Raw genomic sequence first — 12730 nt, 5'->3', positions numbered from 1 at the left:
CTCACGCAGCGATCGAGGCCATCACGCGATCCTCCACCAGCGCAATCGCATCGCGCAGAACATTGACGCCGGCATCGGCTTTGACGCCGTTTTCAGCCAGGTGACGGCGGAACGCGCGCGCCCCCGGCACGCCATGAAATGCGCCGACGAAATGCCGCGTGATCGAGTGCAGCCGCGTGCCGTGCGCGAGCTGGCTCTCGATGTATGGCATCATCGACTCGAACACGTCCTTCATGGTCGCGTGCGGCGCCGCCTCGCCGAACAATTCGGGATCGGCGGCGAGCAACCGCCATGGCTCCTGATACGCGGCACGTCCCAGCATGACGCCGTCGACATGGCTGAGATGCTGCTTGGCCTCGGCGAGGCTTGCGATGCCGCCATTGATGATGATGGGAACGTTCGGCAGTGAAGCCTTCAGCCGATATACCCTGTCGTAGTCGAGCGGCGGGACGTCGCGATTTTCCTTCGGCGACAATCCGTTGAGCCAGGCTTTGCGGGCGTGCACGATCAGCGCATCCGCGCCGGCGGCGACGACGCTGCGCGCCAGCACGTCCAGCGCCACTTCCGGATCCTGATCGTCGATCCCGATCCGGCATTTGACCGTGACCGGAATGCCGACCGCGCGCTTCATGGCATCGACGCAAGCGGCGACAAGCGCCGGCTCCGCCATCAGGCAGGCGCCGAAACGGCCGTCCTTCACCCGATCCGATGGGCAGCCGACATTGAGGTTGATTTCGTCGTAGCCGAAATCCTCGCCGATCTTCGCACACGTCGCGAGATCGCGCGGGCTCGAGCCGCCAAGTTGCAGCACGACCGGATGTTCGGTGGCATTGAAGCCGAGCAGACGCGTGCGGTCACCATGAATGATCGCGCCCGTCGTCAGCATCTCCGTATAAAGCCGCGCATGCCGCGTCATCAGGCGATGGAAGACGCGGCAATGCCGGTCGGTCCAGTCCATCATCGGGGCAACGGAAAATCTATGCGCTAACATGTTGATGTTATTTCGCTTTATTGTCTCACTTGGCAATAGCTGATTTTTGGGCCGACGGAAATTCAAGATCGACTGCTAAAGTATTTTTCTTTCATTTCAAGCGCTTACACCGCCTTTGTCCGGTACGACATTGCAGTACGAGATGAACGCGTGCAATTCCGTGATCTTGCCGAAAGGTTTTCCCGATCAGGTTCGGACGCAAAGTAGCGCGCTGCCCTCCCCACGCCTAGAGCTGGATAAGCGCGATCGTAGTTTTGGCGATAATAGAGTCAGTTGCGATCACGCAGCCCGTGCCGGCACGTTGCCGAAAAGAGGGCCGAAACCTTCGGCGATCGTAAGGTGCGTGATGACGGCGTCGCGCAGCTTCGTGTAAGGAAGCTCGGCGAGCATCGCGGTCTGAATTGCAGCCATGACCTCGCCGGCCTCGGAACCGATCATGGTGAAGCCAAGGATGCGGTCGTCACTGGCGCTAACCACCACCTTCATGAAGCCTTGAGTCTCGTCGGTCGCCTCCGTGCGCAAGACGTTGCTCATCGGAAGCGTGGCGACCCGCACCGGAATTCCCTTGCGCTGCGCTTCGCCCTCGGAAAGGCCGACGCGAGCGAGGGGCGGATCGGTGAACATGACATACGGAACCAGCCGATCGTCGGTTCTGCGATTGCCGCCGGCCATGTTGTCCCTGACGATCCTGAAGTCGTCCACGGAAACGTGCGTGAACTGCGGGCTGCCGGCGCATTCGCCGATGGCCCACACGCCGGACGCCGTCGTTTCCAGCCGTTCGTTGACGTGGACGAAACCGCGGGCGTCGAGCGCCACGCCCGCCTTGTCGAGGGCGATATCGCCCGTGTTTGCGATACGTCCCGCCGCCACAAGCAGATCGCTGCCTTCGACCTTCTGCTCGCCGGCCGCTGTCCGCATCGTAACGGTGATCTCGTCTCCGGAGAGGCCGTGAACGCCGACCGGCTGAGCGTCGAGCAAGATTTGGATGCCCTCAGCGGTCAGGATACCCAGGATCTCTTCCGCGACATCGGCATCCTCGCGGCCCATCAGTTGCCGACCAGGCTCGATGATCGTCACTCGACTGCCGAAGCGGCGGTAGGCCTGCGCCATTTCGATCCCGGTATAGCCTCCGCCCAACACGATCAAGTGCGACGGCAGATAGTCGAGCTCCAACACCTCGATGTGCGTGAGTGGGCGGACCGCTTCAAGGCCCGGAATATCCGGAATCGCGGCGTGCGTGCCGACATTGACGACGACCTCGTTGCCGGTAAGCAGGCGGGTGCCGCCATCGTTCAGGGCGACTTCGATGATCTTCGGGCCCATGAAGCGGCCGCTGCCCATGATCAGTTCAGCGTGGCTGCTCTTGTATGCGTTCAGGTGGAATTCGATCTCGCGATCGATCATGTCCTGCTTGCGGCTGCGCACCTTGCGCATGTCGGTCTTAACAGCAGCCGCCAGCGTACCGAACTGCGCGGCATTCTGGACGAGATGGGCGACCCGCGCGCTCCAGAGTTCGTTCTTGGACGGCATGCAGGCGACGGCGGGGCACGAGCCACCGACCCAGCGGCGCTCCACGACGGCAACCTTTTTGCCGGAATGACCCAAATGCCATGCGAGCTTCTTTCCGCCTTGGCCGCTGCCGAGGATTACGACATCGAAGTGTTCGGTCTGAGACATGACTATTCCCTCCGCCTGATCGCTGAGTTGAGCATTGGGTCTCTCCTTGTCTTGGCTTGTTGTCTAACGACGTCAGGGAACATCGCCAGGGGATTAGCTCCGCCCCCTGTGTCGGGCGATAAGCTGATCGGCAACGTCATTCAGGTCATCGCCGACGATCTGCGGCTGAGGACCGACTCCCAGCACATCGTTGCCGACCCGCTTGATCAGCGCCGCTTCCCAGCCGGCCGCCACGGCGCCAAGCGTGTCCCAGATATGGCAGGCGATGAGACAGAGCTGGGAGGGCCCGACCCCAAGCTCCTTCTCGACGTGGGCGTAAGCCTGACGCGATGGCTTGTGGTGCTTCACGCCGTCCGCGCTGAAGCGCCGCTCGAAAAGATCGACAATGCCGCCGTGTTCAAGCTGACGGGTTTGAACCTCAGGCAGATTGTCCGTGAGGGTGAACAGCCGGAAACCCGCATCGCGCAGCTTGCGTAGCGCTCCCGGCACCTCCCGGTACGGCGGCATCGTCGAAAACTTCTCGGTAAGCTCTCTCTTATCCGCGTCATCAATCTTGATGCCTTGCGTATCCCCAAGCATCTTCATCACAGCCGAACCGATATCGGTGAACGGAACGTAGCAGCCGGCCACAGTCAGAGCCGCGGAATACATGATGAGGTTAGCGAACCAAAGGCGCATGGCGCTCTTCTCGCCAAAGATGCGTTCAAAAGTTGGCTCCATAGTTTGAAGGTCCAGAAGCGTTTCATTGACGTCAAAGACGATCAGAGGAAGAGCGGCCATGTAAATAAACTCCGATTTTTGTTGCATCTATGGCCGGATGACATTGTCTGTTTGGTGGAACGCTGCCACGGGGCCGATTTTGACATTCTAAATTTCTCTTTCTCCTATCCTCTTATCGAATTTCGAGCATTGGCCGCCGCCTCAAGCGTGAACCACGACGATCTTCCCATTGGCCTCGTTGGCCTCCATCACGCGATGGGCCTCGCGGATCTCTTCGAAACGGAACGTTCTGGCGGGCTTGATGTCGAGCCGACCGGCCGCAGCGTCCGCTGCAATTTGTTGAAGAGGCACGTCCGAAAGGGGAAAGCCCGGAGTTCCGAACACAAAGCTGCCGAAGAACGTCAGATAGACGCCGCTCGCCATCTGCAGCAGAGGGTTGAAGTCGGGGATGGGATCGAGACCGCCAAGCCAGCCGGCCAGACAGGAGCGGCCACCACGGTGCAGCATGGCAAGGGAATCGAGCATGACGCTATTGCCCACCAGGTCCAGCACGGCATCGATCTTCTTCGCTTCAGCGATGTGCTTCGACAAGTCGCGTCGCTCGATTTCGCAGCGCTCGGCTCCGATTTTCTCAAGCATGGCGAAGCGATCGCGGTTACGAGTCGTCGCGATCACCCGGACTCCGGCATTGACGGCCATCTTGAGCGCGGCCTGACCGAATGAGGACGTCGCGCCGCGAATGACGAGCAGTTGCCCCTTCTCGATCTTGAGATTGCGGAACAGGCAGGTCCAGGCGGTCGCGTAGGTTTCAGGAATCGCTGCGAGTTCCGCCCACGGCAGGTCCGACTCGATCAGCGCCACGTTTGAAGCCGGTGCGCGGGTATATTCGGCATAACTGCCGTTGATCGTGCGCCCGAGACCGCCCATGAGCGCGGCTACCTTCGCGCCGATCGGAAACTCCCCACCGGGGCAGGATTTCACGATGCCCACGCACTCGATGCCGCTGACGGGAGCCGCCTCCGCCCATTCGCCCCTGCGCATGTGCATCTCAGCGTGATTGATGCCGAACGCCTTTACTTGGATGACGACGTATCCCGCCTTCGGCTCGGGCTCCGGAAGGTCCTTGATGACCAGAGCATCGAGGCCACCAAATTTTTCGAGAACAATTGCACGCATCAGATCGCTCCCTGGAGAAGATTACTTGAAAGGCGGAGGCGGCCTATGGGCTCTCATTTGGAACGCGAGAGAAAGTCGCGCATCGCCGCGGCGATTTCGTTGCAGTGCGTCTCAAGTGCGAAGTGGCCAGTGTCAAAGAAACGCACTTCCGCGCCCGGAATGTCACGCTTAAACGCTTCCGCGCCCGGCGGCAGAAAGAACGGATCGTTCTTGCCCCAAACGGCCAGGAAGGGCGGCTTGTGGTTGCGGAAGTACTCCTGAAAAACCGGGTAAAGCGTGACGTTGCTCTTGTAGTCGCCAAACAGGTCCAGCTGGACTTCATCAGCCCCGGGGCGGGCCAAATAGAAGTTATCGAGCGAATAGCCGTCCGGAGACACATAGGTCGTGTCGGATACACCGTGAGTGTATTGCCAAATCGTCGTCTCGGGGGCGAGGAACGATCGGAGCGCGTTCCGATTGGCCTGCGAGGGGTCCTGCCAATAGGCGCGGATGGGATTCCACCCATCGCTCAGCCCCTCCTCATAGGCGTTGCCATTCTGGGAGACGATTGCGGTGATCCGCTCCGGATGGCGAACAGCCAGTCGAAAACCGGTCGGCGCGCCATAATCGAAGACGTAGATCGCGAAGCGAACAAGTCCGATCACTTCGGTGAAGCGCTCAATCACTTCGGCTAATCTTCCGAAAGTGTAGGAAAACTTGTCGCGAGATGGCATGTCGGACTGGCCGAAGCCAGGCAGATCCGGCGCCACGATGTGAAAGCGATCCGATAAGGCCGGGATCAGCTCGCGAAACATATGGCCGGCACTTGGAAATCCGTGAAGCAACAGGAGCGCCGGCGCCTCGACCCTCCCCGCCTCGCGATAGAATACCTGGAACCCGTCGACGTCGGCCTTCCGATAATGAATCTTGCTCATCAAAGGGTTCCCGCTTTGCCGGAGCAGAGTAACTTTTCTGATGCTATTTGTCAGGTTACTATAGCTCTAGAACCTGGCTGTTCCAGTCGCATCCTGCTCAATCTCACGTGACTATCTTTCGCGGATTGTTACAGGCACGCCGATCGTCATTAAAATTTCTCGCGTGCGGCATCGCTGGTTGTGCCGGCATAGCCGTTCCAGTTGGCCCTTCAATGGGGTTATGGACGGAGGGTAACTTGTTAGGGCCCATACAAATGGTTATGTTTGTTTCGATGTTTGCCGCTTCTCTCGAGCGCCCATGACAGCCAAGCTCCCGCCGCCATTTTTCATCGCCGACAACCCTGGACTCGACTTCTTGAATTCCATTGCGGTCCCGGTGGATACCAAGGTCGAGTGGCTGGCCTCGGGGGAAGATCTTCTCACCTGGATCAAGCAAGCTGGATTGGTACCCAACAACGCGTTGAAGGGTTTTCGGAAGAGCGCTCTTCCCGGGGAGCTCGACGCTATTGCGGCGCAAGCACGCGCGCTAAGGGATTGGTTCAAACCCTTTGTCTATAAACATATGGGTAAACCAATTGAGCCGAACGCACTGCGCCAACTCGAACCACTCAATCAGTTGCTGGCGCGCGACGAAGAGTTCGGTCAGATCGCGGTTCGTGAACGGCCTTACAAGGAGGACCATGACCACGGACAAGAGGAAAAAGGAAATTCCGGTCTGGCTTGGCGCCCGCAGCGGCGCTGGCAGTCACCCGATTCGCTGCTCCTTCCGTTAGCGCGATCGCTAGCCGACCTCGTGTGTATAGAGGACTTCACCTATGTGAAAGCGTGCGAGGGGCCGGAGTGCACGCTTCTGTTCGTCGATCGAACCCGAGGCCGTACGCGCAGGTGGTGCAGCATGGCGATCTGCGGCAATCGAGCAAAGCAGGCTGCGCACCGAAAGCGCTCCAAGCGTGCACGAAAACGGACTCCTTAGCCTAGCCTGCCCTCCACTAACGGCTTAGTGCTCTTCATGCCGCGGCAGAGCCGCAAGAGCTGCGGCGGCATGTGAGAAAAGGACAGATCCCCCTGGATTGCGTACTACGCCGCGTTACGCCGTAGCCGCTTGCGCGCTGCGTTTCGCCCTTCGTATTTGCTGCGCCAACGACTCACACCGGTTGTTTCAGCACGCTGGCATCGACCGGCATTTTGCGCAGGCGCTTACCGGTGGCGGCAAAGATCGCATTGGCGATCGCGGGAACGATCACCGATGTCCCGGTCTCACCCATCCCGCCCGGCGGCTCCGCGCTTTTGACGATGTGGACCTCGATCGCGGGCGCCTCATTTATGCGCAGCATCTGATAGGTATCGAAGTTGGTCTGCTCGACACGGCCGTTCTTCAGCGTGATCTCGCCGTAGAGCGCAGCCGTTACGCCAAAGATGATGCAGCTCTGGATCTGCGCCTGCACCGTATCGGGATTGACCACGGTGCCGCAATCGACCGCGCAGACCACACGCCGGACGCGGACAGCGCCCTCTTTCGAGACTTCGACCTCGGCCACCTGCGCGAGATAGCTGCCGAACACTGACTGCAGCGAGACGCCGCGACCGGTTCCCTTGGGCATGGCCTGTCCCCAGCCGGCTTTTTCCGCGGCAAGATCAAGGACCGCTTTGGCGCGCGGGGACTTGTCGAGCAGCGCTCGACGGTAGGCGACCGCATCCTGTTTCGCGGCGACCGCCATTTCATCGATGAAGCTTTCAGTGACGAAGACATTGTGCGAGGGGCCGACACTGCGCCAGAACGCCGTCGGGATGCCCGGAGGCTCGACGCGGATATATTCGACGTGGAAATTCGGCAGGTCGTAGACGAGATCGATCGCGCCTTCCGTCGAGTCGGGATCGAGGCCGTCCTTGAAGGCCGGCGGCAGCCATCGCGCAAGCACCGAGGAGCCGGCGAAACGATGCTTCCAGGCGACCGGCCTGCCCTGCTCGTTGAGCCCGGCGGAGATACGGTCGAACCAATAAGGCCGGTACATGTCGTGCTGAATGTCTTCCTCACGCGTCCACACGACCTTCACGGGACCATCGACATGCTTGGCAATCTCAACGGCGCGGACCGCACCGTCAGCCTCCAGCCGTCGACCGAAGCCGCCACCGATCAGATGATTGTGGACGATGACCTTTTCCGGCGGCAGGCCTGCGGCCTCCGCGGCCATCGCCTGGACACGCGCCACAGCCTGGCTGCCGATCCAGATCTCGCACTCATCCTTGCGGAAGTGCACCGTGCAGTTCATCGGCTCCATCGTGGCGTGGGCCAGGAATGGAAGGTGATAGATCGCCTCGACCTTGGTGGCGGCACTCGCCATGGCCTTGTCAGCGTCACCGATGTTGTGCGCCACAGCGCCCGAGCCAAGCGTCGCCTGTTCGAGCTCGCGCGCGATCTCTTCAGTGGCGAGATTGGCATTCGGACCGTCATCCCATTCGAGCTTGAGCGCAGCCAATCCCTTTTTTGCAGCTCCCATATGATCGGCTACGACCGCAACCACGTCGTCGAGCCGGACGATCTGGCGCACACCTTTCACCGCCCTGGCAGCCGTGTCATCCAGACTCTTCACGCGCCCGCCGAACACAGGCGATTGCGCCAAAGTCGCAATCTTCACGCCGGGCGGCCGAGCGTCGATACCGTAGACCGCGGTCCCGTTGACCTTTGCCGGCGCATCGAGCCGCTTGGCCGGCGTGCCGATCAGCTTGAAATCTTCCGGCGATTTCAGGGTGACATTTCCGGGGACGGGCATCTTTGCCGCCTCGACGGCCAGCTCGCCATATTTCAGACGCCGGCCGGTCGACACATGGATCACCTCGCCATCCTGCGCGCGGCAGGATTTTGCATCGACCCCCCAGCGATTGGCCGCTGCTGCGACCAGCATGGTCCTTGCGGTGGCGCCGGCCTCACGCAGTGGCTTCCATGCACCGCGCATCGCGTTCGAATTGCCGGTCGCCTGCACGCCGAGCAACGGGTTGGCGTAAAGCTTTTCGTTCGGCGGCGCATGCTCCAGCCGCACCTGCTTAAGGCTCACCTCGAGCTCTTCGGCAATCAGCATCGGGATCGATGTGTAGGTGCCTTGCCCCATCTCGACATAAGGCATGGTCAGGACGACCTGGCCGTCGCTGTCGATACGAATGAAAGCGTTCGGCGCAAAGCCATCGGGGCGAGCGGCTTCGCTTCGGCCAAGAGGCAGGCTGAGGCTCAGCATGAGACCACCGCCGACCGTCGCGCTGGTTGTCAGGAAGCTACGTCGCGACAGATTCGTGTCAGGAGTGCGGGACGCGATGCGATCGAGGATCATAGTCAGCCTCCCTTTTTGTTCGTTTGCATGGCAAGCTTGATGGCTTCGCGGATCCGCACATAGGTTCCGCAGCGGCAGATATTTCCGCTCATGGCGTCGTCGATGTCGGCGTCGTTGGGATGCGCATTGCTTGCAAGCAGCGCTGAGGCCGACATGATCTGGCCGGACTGGCAGTAGCCGCATTGGACGACCTCGTGGTCAAGCCAGGCCTTCTGAATCCTGGCACCGGCTGCGGTCGCACCCACTGCTTCGATGGTCGTGATGTGCGAGTTGCCGATGCTGTCGATTGTCGTGATGCAGGAACGGGTGGCGACGCCGTCAATATGCACGGTGCAGGCGCCACACAGTGCCATGCCGCAGCCGAATTTCGTCCCGGTCATACCGAGCACGTCGCGAAGGACCCAGAGCAGCGGTGTGTCGCCATCGACATCGACGCTGCGCGCACTTCCATTGACGTTGACATTGAAGGCCATCATACGCTCTCCTTTGTGCCGCGATGTTATTCCTAGACCGTGAACCCATAAATCTGCTGGGCGGACGGTTCGCCAGTGTTCGCTATGCCCCGATAGCGATCAAATTCAACTGATTGCTTCTCCATGGCACGATTTGCAAATTGCAGCCCACCAGCTGCATCCGTCCTGACGACACGCATCTATGACGCGCGACGAGCGCACCTCCGAATGGCGCCAGCCTTTGGCTAACGATTCTCTTATAAGGCTCCAAAGAGATCGTATTTCGTATAGGGCCGTCGGTGTGGGGGCCGCAGAGGGAGTGACAATCACCGTCGCTGTCAAGCCTGCAGTCAGCGTTACTGCCGGGGGCACGCTGTCGATTTTGATTCGAACGGGAATCCGCTGGGCAAGCCGCACCCACGTATAAACGGCCTCGACCGAGGGCAAGCCCTGGGTGCTGACGGTTGCATTTGGTGCGCTGATTCCGCGCGTTATGCTTTCGACATGCCCCGTCAATTTCCCATCATATCCCATTAAATTGACTTCGGCGGCATCACCGACTTGAAAGCTGCCGAGTTTAGTCTCCTCGAAATAGCCAGCGACCCAATACGAATCCGAATCAACTATTGCGATATTTGGCGATCCCCGGTTTGCATAATCTCCAACGCGAAGCAGAAGATTCGTAACGAAGCCGTTCACGGTGGCGCGCACCTCCGTGCGCCGCATGTTCAGTTGGGCCTGCTCAAGGTTGGCGAGCGATGTCTGATAAGCAGCCCGGGCGACGGAGTAGCTTCCCTCATAAATCTGCTTCTCTTCGACAGACGCGGCGAGGTCCGTCAATTTCCGGCGCCGCTCATTTTCATTCTTCTTGACTTCGAGGTCAGCAGCCTTGCTCGCGACGTCCGCTTTGGCCAGGTCCAGCGCTACTTTGTAATCGCCCTGGTCGATCACATAGAGAAGGTCGCCTTTGTGGACAAACTGGTTGTCCTGGACCAACAGCTCGACGATTTGACCGGCTACTTGGGGCGCAATATCGGCGACTTGTACACGGACCTGACCGTCGCGGGTCCACGGTGCCACCATATAATGTTCCCATAAGCCAACGACCGCGAAGGCCGCGAACGCGAGCAGAAGGAACGTCAGTGCGAAACGGATCGTTCGACGGGCGCGGTTGAACATCGTATGCCCTTCAGATGAAGATGTTCAGGCTTGCGACAACGCAGATATAAATGGCGGCTTCCGCAAGCAACGGATGCCAGAACCATTTTTGCACTCGGGTGACAACGAGAGCGAAACGGATCGGAATAAAGATCAATGCCCCGATCAGTGCATATTTCACGAGCGGCGAGATCAGTAGCCCTGCGACGACGAATTCCTTCATGGCTTCAGACCCCCTTGCGAATGATAACGCAGCAACTTCAGATGCCCGAGCAATCTCATTTCTGACGTCGTTAGAACCGCGGTGCCATAAAGCGCGGCTGCGGCATGTACGAGGTCAAGGCGCTTCGAGCGATCGAGGCCTGCAGCAGCGGCTAGATAGGCCCGAGACAGATCGAGTATCTCCACTGCCGATAATGTCGGAAGGATCTGCCTTGCCTTTGCGTCGATGGCAGGGTCAACGGCGATCCTCGCCTGGTCGAGTGCCATCCATGATCGCCGCACCGCGAAACTAAGATTGCCCAGGTCGGAAAGCCGCTTCATGACGTTGCGGCGTGCGGGAGTAACCGGCTCGCCGTTCTGCCATGAACTGAACTGACTTAAGCGGTCATAGTGAAGGCTTGCCCTGGGCTGATTGAGACTATTCTCGTCAGCCAAAGCTCTGCGCAAGGTACGACCCACAGCCAAAGCCAGGCGAAGACGAAGCAGGGCAGGATCAACCGGGACGATCAGAAGCAAGGAAAAGAAAATGCATACGCTTCCGGCGACGAGGAAGGCTGCAGTATCCACAAAAGTCGTTGGATCGAGCGTCTGCACGTTGGCTGGCGAGATAAGCGATATGCTTTGCACACCATAAAAAATTCCCATTGGGCCTTTGCCGATTTTGATCAACCAGCAGGCGATTGCCACCACCGGCGCGAGAGAGATGATGAACAACGGATAGTCACTGATATTTGGGAAAATCAGGAAGTCATAGATCGTGCCTGTGATGATTACGGCCGGCGTCATTAAGAGTGCCGCTCTTCCCATTGCAAGGGGATCGTGCAGAACAGATCCGAGGGAGACGAAAACGATTGTTCCGATGATCATCAGGTTCGCGCCGGGCAGTCCAGACAGCACGGCAAGCAATCCAACGATGCCGACCGTGAGGCCTACGCGCAGAGCATTAAGAACCGCCGCGATATAGTCTTGATGCACGGGAAGGCTCACGGATCTTCGTGGAAGCCGTCCAACCCGACTTGAAAGTAGACCGTCACGAATGTCGCGAAATACTTCAATCATGAATTTGCAGCGATCCAGAACGTATGCCTCATCAATAGAGAGCTCCCCTGCTTCCATTGCCTGCTGCATGAGAGCCTCAATGTCAGCCAGCCGTTTCTCAGGGCGCTGCGCGACAATTGCTGCGCGCATGAGGGAGATTGCGCGGTCGACGGTCGAAGATGCCGCGGACATGTTGCGCAAACCTAGACCCACGGCCTGGATAGCGGAGATCGCTTCAAACAGGCCGAGCAGCGCGCTTCGAGCGCCTTTCGCGCGCGCCCATCCATCAAGCAATTCCGGCGTTGCAAACCCGATCTCGCTTCGTAATGGCATAAGCCTCGCGCTCATCGCGACACATTGCGATGGATCAGGTGGTACGCGTTGATCGAGAGCGGCCAAGGCCATGGCCACGATATCCTTCGTAGCAAGACGTAGCTTGGATTGCAGTGATCGTGTCGATTCAGCGATCGCGAAAATTGCGCTCACGAATGCAAGGACGAGCACGGCAAGCAGAATGACGGCGACCCGATCGAGCATAGCCATAAAGGTAGCCGTGGGGGCGTCGACGTCGACAATCGAAATAAGTGCGACCGTATAGCCGGCCAGGATACATCCATACGCGCGGAAGTCACGTAGAAGCGTTGCTATCGCAACGAGACATGCCATATACACCGCAAAAACGGCGATGAGCATCGTCCGGTCTTGTGAAAAGAGGCTCGTCAGGATTATCGCGAAGACTGCTCCAAACAATGTTCCTGCGATGCGATAGATCGCTTTGGACAGGATCATGCCTTGGGTCGGTCCCACCAATATGAGCAGGCCTGTTCCCACGCTTGCCGCGGCGTTGAGTTCAAGCGCGAAGGCAATATAGTAGCTGACAGCCAGCGCCACCCAAATCTCGAACGCCAGGGTCGTCGTGCCAGCCGGCCATTGCGCGAGGCCCAGATGATAGGAGCGATGTTCGCGCTCTGTTGGGTTCTGTATAGCTGCCGTCGACATCTTCATCTACTTCTGCCTGAGCGACTCAGTTTCGTAGTCGGCATCTTCGTAGTCGGCATC

At 59.3% G+C, this 12730-nt stretch carries 11 protein-coding genes; 1 reads left to right on the top strand and 10 read right to left on the bottom strand.

Annotated elements, in window-relative coordinates; all coding sequences use genetic code 11:
* Window position 1 precedes the first annotated feature (1 nt).
* From dusA to N554_RS0103640, 5 genes are all read right to left on the bottom strand, one after another.
* Window positions 2–991, bottom strand: a complete 990-nt coding sequence (gene dusA / locus N554_RS0103660; protein ID WP_081851096.1) for a tRNA dihydrouridine(20/20a) synthase DusA — start codon at window positions 989–991, stop codon at window positions 2–4.
* Window positions 992–1270: 279 nt separating this feature from the next.
* Entirely contained in the window at window positions 1271–2668 is a 1398-nt protein-coding gene (locus N554_RS0103655) for an FAD-dependent oxidoreductase (RefSeq protein WP_029582231.1), read from the bottom strand.
* A gap of 93 nt (window positions 2669–2761) precedes the next feature.
* Entirely contained in the window at window positions 2762–3448 is a 687-nt protein-coding gene (locus tag N554_RS0103650; RefSeq protein WP_036052325.1) for a haloacid dehalogenase type II, read from the bottom strand.
* 141 nt (window positions 3449–3589) lie between these two features.
* Window positions 3590–4564: a zinc-binding alcohol dehydrogenase family protein gene (locus N554_RS0103645; RefSeq protein ID WP_029582229.1), complete on the bottom strand. Its 975-nt coding sequence runs from the start codon at window positions 4562–4564 to the stop codon at window positions 3590–3592.
* Between the two features lie 53 nt (window positions 4565–4617).
* Window positions 4618–5478 carry an alpha/beta fold hydrolase gene (locus tag N554_RS0103640; RefSeq protein ID WP_029582228.1) on the bottom strand — a complete coding sequence of 287 codons (861 nt, stop codon included), beginning with the start codon at window positions 5476–5478 and terminating at the stop codon, window positions 4618–4620.
* 298 nt (window positions 5479–5776) lie between these two features.
* Here N554_RS0103640 and N554_RS0103635 point away from each other — a divergent pair, with 298 nt between their 5' ends.
* The gene (locus tag N554_RS0103635; RefSeq protein ID WP_029582227.1) at window positions 5777–6451 is read left to right on the top strand and encodes a CGNR zinc finger domain-containing protein; all 675 of its coding nucleotides are present in this window, start codon (window positions 5777–5779) and stop codon (window positions 6449–6451) included.
* 172 nt (window positions 6452–6623) lie between these two features.
* Here N554_RS0103635 and N554_RS0103630 read toward each other — a convergent pair whose 3' ends face one another.
* The 5 genes from N554_RS0103630 to N554_RS0103610 form a co-directional block, all read right to left on the bottom strand.
* Window positions 6624–8801, bottom strand: coding sequence for a xanthine dehydrogenase family protein molybdopterin-binding subunit (locus tag N554_RS0103630; protein WP_029582226.1), 2178 nt, complete (start codon window positions 8799–8801; stop codon window positions 6624–6626).
* A 2-nt stretch (window positions 8802–8803) separates the two neighbouring features.
* Window positions 8804–9274, bottom strand: coding sequence for a (2Fe-2S)-binding protein (locus tag N554_RS0103625; RefSeq protein ID WP_029582225.1), 471 nt, complete (start codon window positions 9272–9274; stop codon window positions 8804–8806).
* 105 nt (window positions 9275–9379) lie between these two features.
* Complete coding sequence (locus N554_RS0103620) at window positions 9380–10432, bottom strand: efflux RND transporter periplasmic adaptor subunit (RefSeq protein WP_081851095.1); 1053 nt, start codon at window positions 10430–10432, stop codon at window positions 9380–9382.
* Between the two features lie 10 nt (window positions 10433–10442).
* Entirely contained in the window at window positions 10443–10634 is a 192-nt protein-coding gene (locus N554_RS0103615) for a DUF1656 domain-containing protein (RefSeq protein WP_029582223.1), read from the bottom strand.
* On the bottom strand, window positions 10631–12676 hold the full coding sequence (locus N554_RS0103610; RefSeq protein ID WP_029582222.1) for an FUSC family protein: 2046 nt from the start codon (window positions 12674–12676) through the stop codon (window positions 10631–10633). Before N554_RS0103610 ends, N554_RS0103615 begins: the two co-directional genes overlap by 4 nt.
* Window positions 12677–12730: the final 54 nt, after the last annotated feature.

Source organism: Bradyrhizobium sp. URHD0069 (assembly GCF_000701345.1).
GTDB lineage: Bacteria > Pseudomonadota > Alphaproteobacteria > Rhizobiales > Xanthobacteraceae > Bradyrhizobium.
This window is presented reverse-complemented; position numbering and strand designations above follow the sequence as displayed.